Origin of the sequence: Streptomyces sp. NPDC048481 (assembly GCF_043200075.1) — a bacterium.
In the GTDB taxonomy this organism is placed as follows: Bacteria; Actinomycetota; Actinomycetes; order Streptomycetales; family Streptomycetaceae; genus Streptomyces.
This window is the reverse complement of the sequence record NZ_JBICXC010000001.1, coordinates 145,291-164,404: the sequence shown is the minus strand read 5'-3', so window position 1 is coordinate 164,404 and position 19,114 is coordinate 145,291. Positions and strand designations below refer to the sequence as shown.

Annotated in this window: 11 protein-coding genes; 8 read left to right on the top strand and 3 right to left on the bottom strand. The window is 70.0% G+C overall.

Going from position 1 to position 19,114, the window contains the following annotated elements; translation table 11 throughout:
• The first annotated feature begins 765 nt into the window (after positions 1-765).
• From ACGFSH_RS00665 to ACGFSH_RS00640, 6 genes are all read left to right on the top strand, one after another.
• The gene (locus ACGFSH_RS00665; RefSeq protein WP_393343544.1) at positions 766-5,520 is read left to right on the top strand and encodes a DEAD/DEAH box helicase; all 4,755 of its coding nucleotides are present in this window, start codon (positions 766-768) and stop codon (positions 5,518-5,520) included.
• The gene (locus tag ACGFSH_RS00660; RefSeq protein ID WP_393343542.1) at positions 5,517-7,421 is read left to right on the top strand and encodes a UvrD-helicase domain-containing protein; all 1,905 of its coding nucleotides are present in this window, start codon (positions 5,517-5,519) and stop codon (positions 7,419-7,421) included. The genes ACGFSH_RS00665 and ACGFSH_RS00660 overlap by 4 nt, the downstream gene beginning before the upstream one ends.
• Positions 7,418-10,690, top strand: a complete 3,273-nt coding sequence (locus ACGFSH_RS00655) for a helicase-related protein (RefSeq protein WP_393343540.1) — start codon at positions 7,418-7,420, stop codon at positions 10,688-10,690. The genes ACGFSH_RS00660 and ACGFSH_RS00655 overlap by 4 nt, the downstream gene beginning before the upstream one ends.
• Positions 10,687-12,543 (top strand): DrmB family protein, encoded by a 1,857-nt coding sequence (gene drmB, locus ACGFSH_RS00650; RefSeq protein WP_393343538.1) that lies wholly within the window; start codon positions 10,687-10,689, stop codon positions 12,541-12,543. The genes ACGFSH_RS00655 and drmB overlap by 4 nt, the downstream gene beginning before the upstream one ends.
• A 281-nt stretch (positions 12,544-12,824) precedes the next feature.
• Entirely contained in the window at positions 12,825-13,475 is a 651-nt protein-coding gene (locus ACGFSH_RS00645; RefSeq protein ID WP_393345435.1) for an RNA polymerase sigma factor, read from the top strand.
• Positions 13,472-14,608, top strand: a complete 1,137-nt coding sequence (locus ACGFSH_RS00640; protein WP_393343536.1) for a CU044_5270 family protein — start codon at positions 13,472-13,474, stop codon at positions 14,606-14,608. Before ACGFSH_RS00645 ends, ACGFSH_RS00640 begins: the two co-directional genes overlap by 4 nt.
• Here ACGFSH_RS00640 and ACGFSH_RS00635 read toward each other — a convergent pair.
• Entirely contained in the window at positions 14,605-15,165 is a 561-nt protein-coding gene (locus ACGFSH_RS00635) for a hypothetical protein (RefSeq protein ID WP_393343534.1), read from the bottom strand. The two genes, ACGFSH_RS00640 and ACGFSH_RS00635, sit on opposite strands and share 4 nt — an antisense overlap.
• Before the next feature lie 117 nt (positions 15,166-15,282).
• Here ACGFSH_RS00635 and ACGFSH_RS00630 point away from each other — a divergent pair, with 117 nt between their 5' ends.
• Positions 15,283-15,585, top strand: coding sequence for a hypothetical protein (locus tag ACGFSH_RS00630; protein WP_393343532.1), 303 nt, complete (start codon positions 15,283-15,285; stop codon positions 15,583-15,585).
• Between the two features lie 171 nt (positions 15,586-15,756).
• On the opposite strand, the gene ACGFSH_RS00625 is transcribed toward ACGFSH_RS00630, so the two are convergent.
• Positions 15,757-16,776: a GlxA family transcriptional regulator gene (locus ACGFSH_RS00625; RefSeq protein WP_393343530.1), complete on the bottom strand. Its 1,020-nt coding sequence runs from the start codon at positions 16,774-16,776 to the stop codon at positions 15,757-15,759.
• 218 nt (positions 16,777-16,994) lie between these two features.
• Here ACGFSH_RS00625 and ACGFSH_RS00620 point away from each other — a divergent pair, with 218 nt between their 5' ends.
• Positions 16,995-17,444 carry a hypothetical protein gene (locus tag ACGFSH_RS00620; RefSeq protein ID WP_393343528.1) on the top strand — a complete coding sequence of 150 codons (450 nt, stop codon included), beginning with the start codon at positions 16,995-16,997 and terminating at the stop codon, positions 17,442-17,444.
• A gap of 87 nt (positions 17,445-17,531) precedes the next feature.
• On the opposite strand, the gene ACGFSH_RS00615 is transcribed toward ACGFSH_RS00620, so the two are convergent.
• Positions 17,532-19,007: an MFS transporter gene (locus tag ACGFSH_RS00615; RefSeq protein ID WP_393343526.1), complete on the bottom strand. Its 1,476-nt coding sequence runs from the start codon at positions 19,005-19,007 to the stop codon at positions 17,532-17,534.
• Between the last annotated feature and the right edge of the window lie 107 nt (positions 19,008-19,114).

Genomic DNA, 19,114 nt, shown 5'->3' with positions numbered 1-19,114 from the left:
CCCCAACTCCTTGTGCTTTCACCGTTGTGTCCACGGCCCCGGACAGGCTAATTTGACAGACAACTGCTCGTCAACAAACGTTTGACGGAAGTTCGACATCGACGACCGATCGACGAGTGTCCCATTTGGGCATATTGCACCGAATAGGCCTGTTGCAACACCGAACCAGACTTCCCCGCCGCAAACGTTTGCGGCGAATTGGAATACCGCAATCCGGAAATCCGCTCGCCAAATTTGGTACCCCGAACGAGTGAACCTGCTACGGTCGTCGAAGGCGGTTTCTACCTCCTGGCTCAGAAATTCCTGAGCGACATACGGCACAGCCATGTCTTCAGCATGCATATTCCCGGAAGCCCTCACCCGGCGAGGACCCGGGACCAGGCAGGAGGAATCGGAACGCCATGGAACAGCCTTCCGTGGAAACGACTGCCCCGTGCGCCGAAGAACCACTTTCTGGACGCGAGATCCACTGCGTCGAACTCCAGCTTTTATTAGCAGGGAATGAAGCCCGGAAGAAGCAGATCCACAATTTTTCCGGACTTACAGCCGCAGATCTTGACGACTCCTGATGTCACGCTCCAGGATTCAGTGAGAACCACGAGGCTGGAATCTGCGAAATCAAGGAGCGGACATCCCGGCCACCCGGCCGGTTGCTCGGCCACACCTACTCAGCTGCACACTTCAGAGCAGACTCGCATCTTTGTTTCCGCTCTCCTCCTTTCCTCAGTTCCGTCACCCGCCCACCGCAGGAGCAGTGAAGAAGCAGTGTCCGAATCCTCGTCGTCGCTGTCGCCGGTCGTCGCCACCGTCATCGAGCAGTCCTCGCGTGTTCTCCAGACGTACGAAGTGGACCCCGGCCTCATCCCCGAGCACGCCAATGGTGAGCGCCGGATCACCCAGGGCGGATACGGGGACCGGCAGCTTTTCGAGCTCGTCCAGAACGCAGCCGACGAAATCGCGAACGCACCCGGTGGCACCACCCACGTGGTTCTCACCACTACCCATCTCTACTGCGCCAACGAGGGCACGCCGGTGACGGCCGAAGGTGCCGAAACCATTCTCCGGATGAGCATGTCCCGAAAGAGGGGCGGCCAGATCGGGCGATTCGGTGTAGGGGTCAAGTCCGTTCTGGTGGTCACCGACGCCCCCCAGTTCTTCAGCACCTCCGGGGCCTTCGGATTCGATCGCGAATGGGCATGCCGGCAGATCCGCTCGGTTCCCGGCGTGCGGGAACGTCTGGGCGACCGGTTCGAGGCTCCGGTGCTCCGGATGGCCCGCCCCTTGGACGCGGATGCCGAGCGGGCGACGGACCCGGTGCTCGACGAACTGCTCGGCTGGGCCACCACCGTCGTACGGTTGCCCCTGCTCCCCGGGGCCGCCGGCAAGCTGGCGTCGGACATGCACGGGGGAAAGACCTCCACCGGGGCGAGCCGTGAGGAGTTCCCTCTCGGGTTCCAGCTCCTCTCCCCGCACGTGGCGCGGGTGGTGCTGGAGGACCGCAGGACCCTTCCCCCGACCTCTCGCCTGCTCACCACCGAGCGGGACGGGAACCTCCACACGGTGCGGGAGGAACGGACGGGCAGGTCGCCCCGCGAGGCCCGGTGGCGGGTCTTCACCGCGACTCACCAGCCCGGCCCGGTGGCCCGCGCCGACGCCGGTGAACTGCACGACCGTCTCGATCTCGAACTGGCTTGGGCGGTGCCGGCGTTCGAGAGGGAAAGGGAGAGCGGACTCCACATCGCTCGAACCCGAGGACGTGGCCGCTTCTGGTCCTTCTTCCCCACCAAGTACGAGATGTCGTTGAGCGGCATCCTCAACGGTGCGTGGAAGACGAACGAGGACCGGCAGAATCTGCTCGACTCGTCCGCGTTCAACGAAGAGATGATCCGAGTCTCCGCAGCCCTGGTGGTCGACTCTCTCCCTGCCCTGTCACCGGCCGAGGACCCTGCCGCGTACCTCCCGCTCCTGCCCGGCCGTACGAAGGAATCGATCAGCTGGGCCGACGACTTCCTGACCCAGGAGATCTGGAAGCGAGCGGCCCGTCACCCCTCACTGCCCGATCAGGAAGGCGTGCTTCGCGTACCCGCCGACCTGCGGATTCCCCCGCGCCTCGACAAGGACCGCAGCACCGCCTGGGCACGGATGTGGCACGAGACACCCGGTCGACCGTCGAACTGGCTCCACCCCTCGGCCGAGGTCAACGTCCTGCGTTCGGGGAAGGTCCAGCACGTCCTCGAAGCGGCCGAACACGAGCGGTCCAGCGTCCGTGAGTGGCTGGAGGCTCTGGTCTCGGACGGCTCCGCGGTGGCTTCCGCGACCGCCGTCCGCGTCCTGGCAGACATGGTCAGGACGGGTTCGTCATACGTCGACGAAGCGCGCAGGGCACGGATCGTGCTCACCGAGGAGCACGGCCTGGTGCCGCCGGTCCCCGGTCAGGTGTTCCGCCGCGCCGACGACGACGGGCCACGCGAGTCCCTGGTCTATGTGGCGCCCGAGATCTCCGAGGACCCCGAGCTGGCCTCCGCCCTCGACGCTCTCGGCATCCGCGAGGCCGATGTGGAGGGCCGTTTCGTCAGCGTCCTCGACCGAGGCCTCGACGGCTACGGCGACGCCGACTGGGAACGCTTCTGGACTCTCTTCCGGCAGGCCGGCGGGCACCGGCTGATCGACACCGTGCTCCAGCACGTACCGGACGTGACGCGGACGCTGAAAGTGCGGACGGCCGACGGTCGATTCCGGCCGCTGCGGGACTGCATGCTGCCGGGCGCGGTGGTGAGCGCCGAACGCGACCCGCGTGTCGCCGTCGACATGCACTTCCACTCCGACGACCTCGCCGTCTTCCGCCAAGTGGGACCGAGGGAGCGCCCCACGACGGCGCGCCCCGAGGGCGAGGCCTGGTTCGAGGAGTACCGCGAGGCGGTCCACGCGAGCTATCTGAACGGGCTGGACAAGCGCGCCCCCAGGCCCACGCTCAATCGACTGAAGGTGGAGGGAGCCCCCATCGGCGGACCGCTGCACCTGTTCCCCTCGCTGTCGGAGGAGTCCCGCGCCGCCTTCCTCAAGGCTCTGCCCGACGACGCCGTGGTGGACAACTGGACGCGGCAGATCGGAGCACAGTCGAGCACCCGGCAGGCCGTCGAGTCGCCGATCCGCTGGATGCTCAGGAAGCACGGCAGGGTCCTCACCTCCCAGGGCGTCAAGCCGCTGGCCGAGGCGGTGGGACCTCAGCTGGCCTCCTACCGCGACGTCCTCCCGGTGGCCGACCTGTCCCCCGAGAAGGCCCGCAAGCTGCGGTTGCCCACCACTGTCGACGACGTGCCGGCCGAGCGCTGGGCACCGCTCCTCGTGGAGTTGACCCGCAGCGAGGACGACAGGTTCGTAGGCAACACGTACGTCATGCTCACTCGGCTCGGCGCGGCCTTCCCCGAGGATTCCCTGACCCGTTGCCGGATCGGGGACACCTGGAGCACCCGCCCCGACAGCGAGATCGTCGTCGCCGTCGGCGCGGCCGAGTACCGCGCCCTGCGCGCGGAACAGCTTCCCGCGCTGCTCGTGGGGACGGCAGCCGACGCGGAACTGATGATCGAGCAGTGGGGCATGAAGCCCTACAAGGGGGCGATCACCCGTGAGACCCGCGAGGTCCCGGAGGCCGAACCGGTCCCGCTCGTCGAGCTGTACCCCGCGCTGCGTCAGCGGCTCGGCAGCGCTCAGCGCGGCAGCCTGGTATTGCGGTGCACGGAGTTGGAGGAGGTGACCCGCACGGACAACGGGACCAAGTCCCGCACGCTGGACGCGGTCCGCCAGGGGGACACCGTCAAGGTCCTGGTCCCTCTGGAGCGGGAGCCGATGCTCCGTCTCATTGACCGTGAGCTGAAGCTCGGGCTGGGTGCGAACGGTTGCCGAGCGGTACTGGAGCGCGAGGAACAGATCGCACGGGACAGCGCCGTCCAAGCCGCTGTGAAGGCCGTGCGCGACGCGACGGACGTCGTCACCAAGATCGAGTTGCTGATCGGCGCCGAGGCTCTCCGCTCGGGGCTGCCGGACGGTCTGCTGGATGCCGAGGCGGAGGCGACCGGGGGCACGGAGCCGTCCCCGCACCGGATCGCTCAGATGGCGTTCAACGCGCGCGGTGACAGGGTGCTGCATCACCATGCCCGCGACATCCAGGCCCGCTTCCCCAATGCGCCTGTCGGGTACGGGGGTTCGGCCGCGGCCATCTCGTTCGTGTCCGGTCTCGGCCTGCCGATGACCTTCGCGGGCTCCCGTACGCCTTCTCCGCCGGCCTCCGAGACGGTCGACGGACCGCGGGACTTTCCCGCGCTGCACGCCTACCAGGAAGACCTGGTCCGCAACATCACCACCCTGCTCGACCGGCTCGCGCCGCAGCGGGCCATGCTCTCCCTGCCCACCGGCGCGGGCAAGACCCGGGTCACCGCCGAGGCCGTGATCCGCTGGGTGAAACGCTTGGGCGAACTGGAGGGGCCGCTGCTGTGGATCGCTCAGACCGACGAGCTGTGCGAACAGGCCTTTCAGAGCTGGAAGTTCGTATGGGGCAAGGTGGGCGCGGAAAGTCCGCTCACCATCAGCCGGCTCTGGGGAGGCAACGAAGCCGGTGACGTCCAGGGACACCCTCATCTGGTGGTGGCGACGGACGCCAAGCTGGAGCGGTGCCTGGAGGGCGACGCCTACGAATGGCTGCGGAAGGCCTCCTTGGTGATCGTGGACGAGGCGCACACGGCCATCTCACCGCGATACACCGCCATTCTCGGCCAGTTGGGCCTCACTCAGTACGAGACCCGACGACATCTGCTCGGTCTGACCGCCACCCCGTTCCGCAACACCAACGAGGAGGAGACCAGCCGTCTGGTGGGCCGCTTCGGACGACGCCGCCTTGACGAAGGCGTCTTCCCTTCGGGCAATCCTTACCAGGACCTCCAGGAGTGGGGCATGCTCGCCCAGGTCGAGCATCGCACCCTGGAGGGTGGCAGCATCGAGCTGACCAGCGACGAGAAGGTGCAGGCCGAACGCATGGCCATGCTTTCCCGCTCGGCGGAGCAGCGCCTGGTGGAGGACCACGCGCGCAGCCTCCGTATCGTCGAGGAAGTGGCCGGCCTCCCCGCGGACTGGCCGACCCTGCTGTTCGCGACGTCCGTCGACCACGCCAACTCGCTGGCAGCCCTGCTGAACGACCGAGGCGTCGCCTCGGCGGCCGTCGATTCGACCAGCAGCATGCCGGACCGTCGTAGGCGCATCGACGACTTCCGTGAAGGGCGTATCCGCGTACTCACCAACTACGGCGTGCTGACACAAGGGTTCGACGCCCCTGCCACCCGCGTCGTGGTGGTGGCCCGCCCGGTGTACAGCACCAACGTCTACCAGCAGATGATCGGCCGCGGTCTGCGCGGTCCGAAGAACGGTGGCAAGCCGACCTGCCTGATCCTCAACGTCAGCGACAACATCGCCAACTTCGACACACAGCTCGCGTTCACCCAGTTCGAACACCTCTGGAGCCGTAAGTGACCGACGCCTATCTGGACAGCCCGGAGCTGACCGCCGAGCAACTGGAGGTCGTCGAACAGCCCTGGGACGCTCGGGTGTTGGTGACGGCGGGAGCCGGAGCCGGCAAGACGCACACCCTGGTGCGTCGACTGGACGCGCTCTGCGGCCACGAGGATCAGGAGGAAGCGTTGGAGGCCGCCGAGATCCTGGTCCTGACCTTCTCCCGGGCCGCCGCCCGCGAACTGCGCGAGCGGATCGCCCGGCACGGCGACCGGGCCCGCCGGGTCCGGGCGCAGACGTTCGACGCCTGGGCTTACGGCGTGCTGGCCCGCGCCCATCCGGACGGGGACTGGGGAAGTACGAGTTTCGACGAGCGGATCTCGGCGGCGGTCGACGCGGTGGAGAAGGGGGCCCTGGAGATCGGCGACTCGGAGCCCCCCTCCCATGTCGTCGTGGACGAGGTTCAGGACCTGCTGGGCGTACGTCGCGAACTGGTGGAGGCACTGCTCGACCGCTACCGGGACAGTTGCGGTTTCACGGTCGTCGGCGACCTGGCCCAGTCCGTGTACGGGTTCCAGATCGCCGACCCGGACGAACGGCTCGACGAGACCGGCCGATTCTTCGACTGGTTGCGCGCTTCCTATCCCGACGACCTGCTGGAGCTGAAGCTCACCCGTAACTTCCGGGCCACGACCGAGGAGGCCCGGGTGGCGCTGGCGCACGGTCCGCGTCTCCAGCGGCTCACCGACCGGGACGAAGCCGGTGCGCTCTACGAAGACCTGCGCGACCTGCTCCTGCACCCGGCGAACGGCATCGGCGACCTCGACGACGAGTTCACCCTGTCCGGGCTGCGGGACCTGTCCGACACGTGCGCGATCCTCACCCGTGACAACCGGGAGGCCCTGGTGGTCGCCGAGTTGCTGCAGGCGCACGGCATCGAACACCGCTTGCGACGTCCGCTCGAAGAGCGTCCCGTTCCGTACTGGGTCGGCGAGTTGCTCCGTCGCACGGAGGCGACCGGTCTCTCCGAGGAGCGGTTCGGGACTCTCCTCGCCGAGATCCCTCTGCCGTTCGAACCGGACGCATCGATGCTGTGGACCGTCCTGCGGCGGGTCGCCCGCGGCTCCGCACGAGGCGTGCTCGACCTCGATCGACTGCGGCACGCCGTCGCGGGCGGCAGGTTCCCCGACGAGGCGGCCGACCCCGAATCCTCCCGGATCGTCGTCTCGACCGTCCACCGGGCCAAGGGACTGGAGTTCGACCGGGTGATCCTTCTGGCCCCTCCCACCGCCGAGGAACTCCACCGCCGGTACGCGGCCGACCTGGATCTGCCCGCCGAGGCGCGTGCCCTCTACGTGGCGATGACTCGTGCCCGACAGGACTTGTATTACGTGAAGCCCCCGGAGCTGCCGCACTTCAGGCGAACGTGCAACCGGGGAGACGGCCGGCGCTATCTCGGCGGCTGGCAGTCGTACAAGCGATTCGGGATCGTCGCCGAGGCGGGCGACGTGGATCGGGACGACCCGCCGGGAGCCGACGGGGACGCCCGCGACACCCAGTCGTACCTGTTGGAACGGGTCACACCCGGGCACACCGTGGTACTGCGCAAACGGCACGACATGCAGATGGGCGAGTATCAGAGCCCGCCCTACGCCCTGCTGCACGAAGGACGGGAGATCGGCGAGGCCTCGCAGCGGTTCCGCGAGGACCTGTTCCGGGTGCAGAAGGTGAACAGCAAGTGGGAACCTTCCTGGCCTGCCGAGATCCGCGGCCTGCGAATCGACGTCACGGAGACCGTGACGGGCAGCACCGCGGCAGGCGCCAACGCCGGTCTCGGCGACCGGGGCGTGTGGATCGCCCCCAGGATCACCGGCATCGGACGGTACCGGTGGACGAACCACGACGAGGAGCAGGACACGTGACGGACGGGGCGAACGGACACGCCGAGCACTACCGCGTGAGGGACGAAGACCTTCTTGTGGGGCTCCGCAGGGAACTGCTCGGCCCCGCCGAGGACGCGGACAAGGACGACCGGGACGAGGTCCTCACCCAGGACACGCCCATCGACCGCTACCTGACCGGAGTCCTGTACCCCGGTTCGGCGGACAAGGCCGAGGCCGAGGCGCGGAAGGAGGAGGCCGCCGAACACGACGGCTTGGACACCTCGCCGATGCTCAGCCGCGACAGTGTCGAGGAGTCCGGTGCGGAGCGGGATCCAGGAGGGCCCGGCGACCGTCGGCCTTCGTCCATGGGCCTGACCTTCGCCGTCGACCCGGCCATAAGCGGAACGATCGTGGTCTCGACGCGTGCCGCCGCGTACCGTCCGACCGACGCGGACGGCAGGCCGGTCGAAGCCCGCAGAGCCGAGGCACGCACGTTGTCCGCCCAGCACGAGCACTGGCGGCGGGAGGAACTCGCTCTACCTGACCACACGATCGACGTCACGGTGCCCGGCAGCGGCGTACGCACACGGCTGCACACCGACAGAAAGATCGACCTGCACGCGATCGTCCGTCGCCCCGACGCTCTGACCGGTAACGTCAGCGTCACGGTGACACTGATCAACTCGGAACAGGTCGGCAAGTACGACCTGAAGGACGCCTTCTCCCTGTTCCAGTGCGGCCTCCGGGTGCGCGCCGCCGACGGCTCCACCGCCTTCGTCGAACGCCCCGCCCGGACGGCCTCCCACGACCCGGAGATCGCCATGAGCCGGCTGCTGCACCGGCACGCCCCGACCTTCGCCGTCGGGCACGGCTGCTCGGCGGAATGGGACTGGACGCCCTCTCCCATCGGGGTGACCGACACCAACGACGACGGCAGCGGCGGCGTCTGCGAGGTGCGCAGCCAGTTCGTGCCGTCCGTGGAAGTTCTCCTCACCGATTCCAATCCGGAGAGCGACAGCCCGGCGCTGTCCATGCTGAGGCTGGCGGAGGATCCCGACGCCGAGATCCTGGCCGCCCTGGAGAATCTCGCCTCGGGGTACGAGCGGTGGATCGACCGCAAGCGGAACGAGGCCGAGGCCCTGACGGGCACTCAGCACGAGGAGGCCGCGCGTAAGCAGGTGTCGGCCTGCCATGAGGCTCTGGGACGCATCCGGGAGGGCATCGCACTGCTGCGGACCAAGCCGGACGTCATGCGGGCCTTCCGCCTGGCCAACCGGGCCATGGCCGACCAGCGCGCCCGCAGCGACTGGGTGAAGAAAGGCCGCCCCGGCACACCCGACCTGGCCAAGGGCCGCTGGCGCCCGTTCCAGATCGCGTTCGTGCTGCTCTGTCTGGCGGGGGTCGACGATCCCCACCACAAGGACCGCAAGCTCTCCGACCTGCTCTGGTTCCCCACCGGTGGTGGCAAGACGGAGGCCTATCTCGGCCTGATCGCGCTCACGTCGTTCCTGCGTCGTATCCGCAAGGGAGCGTCCGGCGGAGGGGTCACGGTCATCATGCGGTACACGTTGCGACTGCTCACCCTCCAGCAGTTCGAACGCGCGGCGATCCTGCTCTGCGCCATGGAACGACTGCGTCGCCGTACCCCGGCGCTGGGCACGGAGGAGTTCTCCGTCGGCATGTGGGTCGGCCGTTCGGCCACCCCCAACACGTTGGCCAAGGCCGAGGAGAAGCTCGACGAGCTGCGGCGGGACCTCGGCCGCAGCCTCGCCAAGGAGAACCCGGTCCAGTTGCACGCGTGTCCCTGGTGCGGGGAGCGACTCGACGCGCGTCACTACGAAGCCGACGTCGAAGCCCGACGGATGTTCGTCCGCTGCCCCGCCGGCGACTGCGACTTCACCGACGGACTGCCCGTCCACCTCGTCGACGAGGCGGTGTACGCGGCGCGGCCGACGCTGGTGATCGCCACCGTCGACAAATTCGCGTCCATGCCATGGCGCCCGGCCACCGCTGCGCTGTTCAACCGGAACGACGCCCATGACCCCACGCCGCCGCCCGAGTTGATCGTCCAGGACGAACTCCACCTGATCTCGGGGCCGCTGGGAACCCTGACCGGCCTCTACGAGACGGCGGTGGACGCCCTCGCGAACAGGCCCAAGGTCATCGCCTCCACCGCGACCATCCGTCGCGCCGCCGACCAGGGCAAGCACCTCTTCGCCCGTGGAGTACGCCAGTTCCCGCCCGCCGGCCTGGACGCCCGCGACTCGTGGTTCGCGGTGGAGACACTTCGTGACGAGAAGGCGACCCGCCGCTATGTCGGCCTTCTGGCCCCCGGCACCAGTCAGTCCACGCTGCTGATCCGCACGTACGCCACACTGCTGCACCGGGCCATGCACGCGGACACCGAGAACGACAGGGTGAAGGACACCTACTGGAGCCTCGTCGGTTACTTCAACAGCCTGAGGTTGCTCTCGGCCGCCGAACTCCAGGTCCACGACGACGTGGTGGCGTATATGGAGCTGCTCGCCGAGCGCGAGGGTAAGGAGGTCCGGCCGATCCCCAACTACTCGGAGCTGACGAGCCGTGTCGACGCCAGCGAGATCCCGACGCGTCTCAAGCGCATCGAGAAGTGCTACCCCGACGAGGACGCCGTCGACGTCCTGCTCGCCACCAACATGATCGCGGTCGGTGTGGACGTCGACCGCCTCGGCCTCATGGCCGTGATGGGCCAGCCGCAGACCACCGCGGAATACATCCAGGCGACCAGCCGTGTCGGTCGCGCGCACCCGGGGCTGGTGGCGGTCATGCTCAACTCCGCGCGTTCACGTGACCGTTCGCACTACGAGAGTTTCCAGCACTTCCATTCGGCTCTCTACCGGGAGGTCGAGTCGACCTCGGTCACCCCGTTCTCCGCGCGCGCCCGCGACCGGGGGCTGCACGCTGTGATCGTGGCCCTGGCCCGCATCCTGATCCCGGACGCCCGTCCCAACGACGGGGCCGCCAGGATCGAGTCGTACGAGGACGTGCTGCGGAACAAGGTGAAGGGCATCGTCCTGGACCGCGTCGGAGCAGTCGACAGCAAAGAGAGCACAGCCGTGTCCCAGGCGTTCGACGAGTTCGTGGACTGGTGGTGCGATGAGGCGGACACCCACAGCGGCCTGCTCTTCGAGCCTCAGCCGGGAAACCGCTCCCCGTCGATCCTGAAGTCGTACGACGACGAGACGGAGGACCGTGAGGCATGGCCCACCCTGTGGAGCCTGCGCGATGTCGACGCCGAGTCCGCCCTGTTCCTGGAGGGAAACCGATGACCCCGCCCCCCGCCCGCCGTCGACGCACAGGCCAGAGCGGCACGCCGGCCCACAACCTGCCCCGGCGGGGTTCGGTCCGCCGCGCTCAGGCCATCACGACCTACGGCGTCGGCTCGCTCATCGCGGTCGACCAGGAGTCCTTCGTCGTCTCGGGTCTGGACGACGCGGAAAGGAGCTGGCGGTCGGACGAAGCGCCCAGAATCTACGAGCGACGGCTGGCCCGCCTTCTGAACGTCGGATACTTCCGACTGCCTCCGGCGTCCGACGACGGCAGCAAGGACGGCATGCGGGTCCGGCGGTTTCCCCAGATGCACTCCTGTCCCGGGTGCGACGAACTCCAGCGACACCGCGCCTTCAACCCGCCGGAGGGGCGCAGTGTCTGCGGCGCCTGTGAGGTCGACCTGGTCCCCTCCCGCTTCGTCGTCGCATGCGAGGCCGGGCATCTCGACGAATTCCCGTACTGGCACTGGGTCCATCGGTCCACCGAACCCGGGGAAACCGCCGGGCGGTGTGGCGGGCGGCTCAGTCTGCGGTCATCCGGTCGTACGTCCTCGCTCCGCTCGATCGTCGTCTCCTGCGACTGCGCCCCGAAGCCCGAGGCGTCGATGGAGGGCTCCTTCCGCAGGGAGGCCCTCAAGAAGCTCGGGCTCAGGTGCCAAGGTGCCCGCCCCTGGCTGGGCGATTCGGCGAAGGAGCCGTGTGGACTGCCCCTGCGCACCCTCCAACGGGGTTCCTCCACGGTGTGGCAGCCGGTGTTGAAGTCGGCGCTGTCCATCCCTCCGTGGAGCGACGGCCGCTCGGATCCGCTCGCCGAACACTGGGACGCGCTGCGCGAGTGCGCAGGTCGCAGCGAGGTGGCGGGATACCTGAAGGCCGTCCTCAAGGACAAGGCGCCGATCCCCCTGGACGTGGTGATGACGCTCCTGGACGCGGAACGCGAGGAGGACCCCGACGGCGACACGGTTCACACCTTCGATCATCGATATCGCGCCCTGCGCAACAGGGAGTACGAGCGTCTCCGCGCAGGCAACGAGGACAGCGACCACACGCGGGACGAGCAGTTCCTCTGCGAGCCCCCGGATGATGACACGGCCGTGCTGAAGCCGCTCGGCGTCACCGGCCCGATGCTGGTCAAGCGGCTCCGCGAGGTGCGCGCGCTGAAGGCCTTCACCCGGCTCGCCGACCCCGACTCGTCCACCGAGGCGAAGGAGGTGCCGCTCGCCGGGGGCCCCTTGAAGTGGCTCCCGGCCATGGAGGTGCACGGCGAGGGCGTTTTCCTCCGCCTGGACGAGGAACGGCTCTGCTCCTGGGAGCGCGTGATCGGCGTGGCCGCCCGCTCGGAACGTCTGCGCACGGCTCATCAACGGGTCCTGGACGACAGGGCGGGCGAACGCCACGAGGCCGTCAGGTCCCCCGCCTCCCCTCGCATGGTGCTGCTCCACACGCTGGCTCATGTGCTCATCAACGAATGGAGTCTCGAGGCGGGTTACCCGGCGGCGGCACTCCGCGAGCGCCTGTACGCGGACGACGACATGGCCGGAATCCTGATCTACACGGCGACGAGCGACTCGGCGGGCAGTCTCGGCGGCCTGGTCGCGCAGGGTGAACCTCGTCTGCTGGATCAGACGGTCCGCTCGGCAGTCCTCCGGGCCGAGTGGTGTTCGTCCGACCCGCTGTGCATGGAGAGCGGGGTCTCCGGCACCGGTGGCACGAACATGGCCGCCTGCCACGCCTGCGTGATGCTCCCGGAGACGAGTTGCGAGCACAACAACGTGCTGCTGGACCGGGCGCTGCTCGTCGGCACGCCAGAGGATCCGTACGTGGGGTTCTTCGCGAATCTCCTGGAGCGTTGACACGACCGTGCGCGGTGATGTGGCGAGCAGTGGCTTGTCGCCCTGGTGCAGACCCGCCCTCCCAGGGCAGGGATGTCGGGTGGCCTGCACGATGCACTTCTGCTCGCCGCGCACGTCACGGATGTTCTCGAACAGATCCTGGTCCCTGGCATGCGGGAGACGCACGCGGAGCATGCGCTGTGACCGACGCCACCGGAACCTGCTCCGCTGTGCGGAGAGGTATGGGTGTGAGGGTCAACGGAGAGAGTGATGTGGCGGCCGGGGACGACGACGGGGCCCGGTTGCGGGGGCGGGTGCGGGAGGGGGAGCGGGGCGCTTTCGGGGAGTTGTACGAGTTGTACGCGACCGCCGTCTACAACCACGCCCTGCGGCTGACCGGCGACTGGTCGGTGGCCGAGGAGGTCATGTCGGAGACGTTTCTCGCCGCATGGCGGGGGCGGGCGGACGTGGCCGTCGAGAGTGGGTCGTTGCGGCCGTGGCTGTTCGGGATCGCCACCAACAAGGCGCGCAACGCCGACCGGAGTCTGCGGCGCCGGCTCGCCTTCCTCGCCCGGCGGGCGTCGGGGTCCCAGGAGGTCGACGACTTCGCCGAGGACGTCGCGGGCCGGGTGGACGACGCCCGGCGGCTGGCCGACGTGCGGCGGGTGCTGGGACGGCTCCGGCGGCACGAGCGGGAGGTCCTCGCGCTGTGCGTGTGGGGCGGGCTCGACTACGCGCAGGCCGCCGAGGCGCTCGGCGTTCCCGTCGGGACGGTCCGGTCGCGGCTGTCGCGGGCGCGGGCCCGGCTGCGGGAGTTCGTGGACGCGGAGGAACGCGGGAGACGTACGCCGCATTCCTCGCATACGGGTTTTATGGAACCGCGTTCCCGTCGCGGAGAGGTAGAGAGTGAGACCGCGTTCGCGGTCCTGCCCCTTCAGGAGGAAGCCCGATGAACGCCACTCCGGCCGGACCCGAGCAGGGTGAGCGCGCGGAACTCGACGAGTTGGGGGAACTGGCGCGGCTGTTGCCGGCCGGTCCCGTCGAGCAGGTGCTGCCTCCCGGGCGTCGTTCCCGTCACAAGGACGTTCTGATGCAGCTCATCGACCGCGATCGCCACGACCGCCATGACCGCCGCGACGAGGCGGAGGGCGCCCGGCCGCTGCCGGAACCCCGCCGGCTCTCCCTGCCCACCCGCTCCGCTCTCGTCGCCGGGGCCGTCGCCGTCGCGCTGGCGGCCGGGCTCACGCTCGGCGTCGGGGAGGGCCGGCACGGCGGGGACCCGGCCGTCCGGGCGGGCGCTTCCGGCACACGCCCGGACGTCAGCCGCAGCGCCGTCGTCACGCTGGACCGGATGGCCGCCGTCGCCATGGACACCGTCGTGCGGCCGGTGCGGGAGGACCAGTTCGTCTACGTGCGCAGCCGGGTCGCAGAGAACGTGGGCGAGTGGGAGAAGCCCGTGAAGCTCGGGCCGCTGCACGAGCGGCAGGTGTGGTTCTCGCAGGAGCAGGGGCCTGTGGTCGACGTCGGGCTGATCCGTGAGGACGGGCAGGACTGGCCGATCGAGGTCGGGGTGCCGGACGGGACGAACCCGAGGGACTCCGCCGTGCCGGCCGGCGTCCAGCGGCCCACGTACGCCTGGCTCGCCTCGCTGCCCACCGAACCCGGGCGCCTGCTGAAGCGGCTCTACCGCGAGATCCCGGTGGAGCAGGGCGACGACCGCGACCAGGAGGTCTTCGACCGGATCGGGGATCTGATCAGGGAGCAGATCATGCCGCCGGCGACGGCCGCCGCCTTCTTCAAGGCCACCGCCCGCATCCCCGGCGTCACCGAGGTGGACGACGCGGTGGACGCCGTGGGACGTCACGGCGTCGCCATCGCCCGGGAGGACGTGCGGCACGGCACCCGCGCCGAGTGGATCTTCGACGCCCGCACCCTGGACTACCTGGGCGAGCGCACCGTCTTCAGCCGGGACACCGCGCGGGCCAAGGCGGGGACGGTCTCGGACTCCGCGGCCGTGCTGGAGCGTGCCGTCGTCGACAAGCGGGGGCTGGAGCCGGGCGAGCGCCGCCGGGCCGGGCGGAGCTAGCGCGCGCGTCTCGCGGCGGCCGCACGGACCTTCCTCGTGCGGCCGTGCTCGGCGAGGAGGGCGAGGGCCTGGGGGGAGGCGTCCGGGGCTTCGACGAGCCTGCGCTGAAGCCAGTCCGAGGCGGTGGTGAGGGCGGCGGTCATGGCCCTCACGGCGGCGGTCGGCAGCGCGGCCCGGGCCCTCGCACGGCAGGGGGTGGTGAGGGCGCGGAGGAGGGTCCATTCACTGAGGCGGGTCGTCAGGAAGGGATCCTCGCCCACGGTCTTCCCCATCGCCTTCGTCCAGGCCTGCCAGCGCTCCTCGTCCTCGGCGGTGGTGCGGGGGAACGCGGTGGCCGTCCGGTCCAGGTGCCGGACCACCGCCGAGCGGGCCATCGTCGCGTCCTCGTCGGTGAGGACGTGTCGGATGAGGGGCATTTCCCCGGCCGCCGGGACGCGGGCGAGGGCGTCCAGGTAGGCGGCGAACCTCGCGTGCTCGGGGGGTTCGGCGCGGTCCGGTGAGGGCTGGTCTTCGGCGTCCTCGTGGGGCGTGCCGTCGGAGGTGCGGTGGGCGGGCAATGCGGGTCCTTTCCTAACTCGCAGGGCGCTCGCGGGGCGAGGGGCGGTCTGCGGGCGGAGGGCCGGGGCGGGTTAGCCTCGTCGGTGAGCTGGATGATCAGGGCGAGGAGGCAGACGATGGCGAAGGTTCCCAGTGCGGTGATCGCGGCGGGCGGGCTGGTCGGCGGGTACGGCGTGGCCCGGTGGACGCGGCAGCGGCCGCTGGGCGGGGCCGTCCTCGCCGTCGCCGGTGCCGCCGCCGCGCGGCAGTGGCGGCGGCAGGCCGGCGGGGCGGCCGCGGGCGCGCTGAGCGTCGCGTACATCGCCGCTTTCGCCGGGTCGCACCCGCTGTCGAAGAAGGTGGGGCCGTGGCCGTCGGTCTTCGGTGTGGCGGGAGCCGTCGCGCTGGCGTCCTGGGCGGTCGCCGACCGGCGTTCCTGAAACGCCCCCCGAGGCGCCCATCGAGCGCCCCTGACGCGCCCCTGCGGCGCCCCTGAACGGGTCCGGCCCGGGTGCGGAGGCTCCGCACCCGGGCCGACGCGTTCACCGGACTTCGTCGACTCCGGGGGCGCCGGCTCCGGGGCTCCGTGACGGGAGCGGACCCGCTGACGCCTACCCGCCCGGCGCCCGGCCCGCCCTCACTCCCGCACCCGGTTCCGGTTCGGCTCCCGTCCTCGCGTGTTCCCTCGACCGGAACGCCCGCCGGTAGCCCTGGGGGCTGGTGCCGGCGACCTTGCGGAAGCACTCCCGGAAGGCCGTCGGGGAACCGAAGCCCGACTGGGCGGCGATCCGTTCGACCGGGTAGGCAGTCGACTCCAGCAGGTACTGCGCGCGCCGGACCCGGGCCCGGTGCAGCCAGCGCAGCGGTGTCGTGCCGGTCTGCTCGCGGAACCGGCGGTTCAGCGTGCGGGTGCTCAGGCCGGCGTGCTCGGCGATCCGGTCCAGCGTGAGATCGTCGCCGCAGTTGTCCTCCAGCCAGACGAGGAGCGGTTCCAGGGTCGCGCCGGCCGGGGCCGGTGTCAGGTCCTGGGCGATGAACTGGGCCTGGCCGCCCTCCCGTTCGAGCGGCATGACCGACATCCTGGCCGCCTGTGCGGCGATCGCCGAGCCGTAGTCGCTGCGGATCATGTGCAGGCACATGTCGAGGGCCGCCGCCGCGCCCGCCGAGGTGAGGAAGCGGCCGTGGTCGACGTACAGGACGTTCGGATCCACCTCCACCTGCGGGTGGTGCAGGGCCAGTTCGCGTGCCGCCGCCCAGTGCGTGGTCGCGCGCAGCCCGTCCAGCAGGCCCGTCGCGGCGAACACGAACGCGCCGACGCACACGGAGGCGATCCGGGTGCCGTTCGCCGCGGCGTCGCGCAGCGCCTCGGCGACCCCCGGCGGCAGCTCGTGCGGCGGGTCCGCGACACCGGGCAGGATGATCGTGTCCGCGTCGGCCAGCGCTTCGAGCCCGTACGGCGCGCGCACGGTGAACGCCCCCGCGCTTACCTCCCCGGAGGGGGCCGGCGAGCAGACCCGCACCCGGTACGCGGGGCGGCCGTCGGGCAGCCGCGCCCAGCCGAAGGCGTCGATCGGGGCGGACAGATCGAAGGGGACGACCCCGTCCAGGACCAGTACGGCGACGGTGTGCATGGCGCGATCCTAGGCAGCCGACGGGATTTCGCCAAGCCCGCGACCGGCGGCCATGCGGGGGGAACGGCGGGGCGGTGGGCGGATGTGGGCGGCCCACCGCCCTGGTCACGTGCGGGTTCGACGGGACGGACGGTCGGGCGGGCTGCATGGCGGGAATCCGTCGGCCTCTGGCATTTCCGCCGCTTCCGCGTGATCTTCGTGCCGTCTAGCGTCGGTGCGTGACCAAGTTCCTCCTCGCCCTCCACGTCCTCGCCGCGATCGTCGCCGTCGGGCCCGTGACCGTCGCCGCCAGCATGTTCCCGCCCGCCGCGCGCAAGGCGCTGGCCGCGCCCGAGGACACGGGCGCGGCCGGGACCGTACGGCTGCTGCACCACATCTGCCAGGTGTACGCGGCCGTGGGCATCGCCGTCCCCGTCTTCGGGTTCACCACCGCGAGCGCGATGGGGGTGATGGGCGACCCGTGGCTGATCGCGTCGATCGTGCTGACCGTCCTGGCCGCCGGTGTCCTGCTGCTCCTGGTGCTGCCGCGGCAGGAGGTGCTCGTCGAGGGGCGGGGGGCGCGGGCGACGACCGTCCGGCTCGCCATGTTCACCGGCGTGTTCAACCTGCTGTGGGCGACGGTGACGGTCCTGATGATCGTCCGGCCCGGATCGACGACGGGGGCGTAGGCGGACCGGGGCGGGTCGGGGGACCCGCCCCGGTCCGCGAGGCGTCAGGCCGCGTCAGGCCGGCTTCGTGCCGCGGCCGGCCGCTCCCTACGCCTTCGCCGCCGCCGCGCTCAGCGGCTTGGCGATGTCCTCCAGGGACCGCCGCTCGGCGTTGACCGCCAGGAACGCCGCGACCAGGCCCGCCAGGCACATCAGCGTCGCGCCGACGCAGAAGGCGAGGACCGTGTCGGCGACCTTGCCGGTGTCGGTGAGGTCGGCGAACAGCAGGGGGCCGCTGATGCCGCCGGCCGCCGTGCCGAGGGCGTAGAAGAAGGCGATGGACATCGCGCGGGTCTCCATCGGGAAGACCTCGGAGACCGTCAGATAGGCGCTCGACGCGCCGGCCGAGGCGAAGAACAGCACCGCACACCAGCAGGCCGTCATCGTCGTCGCGTTCAGCGAGCCCTGGTCGAACAGCCAGGCCGTGCCGAACAGCAGCACACCCGACAGCAGGTACGTCGAGGAGATCATCACCCGGCGGCCGACCGTGTCGAACAGCTTGCCCAGCAGCAGCGGGCCGCAGAAGTTGCCGATCGCGATGACGGCGAAGTAGTAGCCGGTGTTGCCGCTCGGCACGTCGAAGAACTTCGTCAGGATCGCGCCGAAGCCGAAGGTGATCGCGTTGTAGAGGAACGCCTGGCCGATGAAGAGGGAGAAGCCGAGGATCGCGCGGCGCCGGTACTGCGAGAACACCGTGCGGGCGATCTCGACGAAGGACACGCTGCGCCGCTGGTGGATGGTCAGCTCGCCCTCGGCGCGCGGCAGCCGCTCCCCCTTGTCCTCCTCGATCTGCTTCTCGATGGAGGTGACGATCTCCTCGGCCTCGCGGTCGCGGCCGTGGATCAGCAGCCATCGTGGGCTCTCCGGGACGTGCCGCCGCACCAGGAGGATGACCAGGGCGAGGACGGCGCCCAGGGCGAACGTCAGCCGCCAGCCGACGTCGGCCGCGAAGATGTCCGTGTTCAGCGCGACGATCGACAGCAGCGAACCGGCGACCGCGCCCAGCCAGAAGCTGCCGTTGATGATGAGGTCGACGCGCCCCCGGTACTGCGCCGGGATCAGCTCGTCGATCGCCGAGTTGATGGCCGCGTACTCGCCGCCGATGCCGAAGCCGGTGAGGAAGCGGAAGAGCAGGAACCACCAGGTGTCGAAGGAGACGGCGGTCAGGGCGGTGGCCGCCAGATACACCGCGAGGGTGATCATGAAGAGCTTCTTGCGGCCCCACTTGTCGGTCAGCCGGCCCCAGAAGAGCGCGCCGATGCAGGCGCCGGCCACGTACAGCGCGGCCGCGATGCCGGTGACCTGCCCGGAGGTGATGGGCAGGCCGCTGCCCGGCTCGGACAGCCGGCTCGCGATGTTCCCGACGACCGTGACCTCCAGGCCGTCCAGGATCCACACGGTGCCCAGTCCGAAGACGATGGTCCAGTGCCAGCGCGACCAGGGCAGCCGGTCCAGGCGGGCGGGGATGTCTGTGGTGATCGTGCGGTCTCTCTCGGCCGGCACGGCAGCTTCGGCGCTGGTCATGGGCTCCCTCCTCGGCACGCACGCTCCTCGTCGAGCGGAACGCGGTCCGTGTTCCCGCGACCAGTGCCTTTAAGCCCCGCATACAGGGACGCCCCGCACACCCGCGC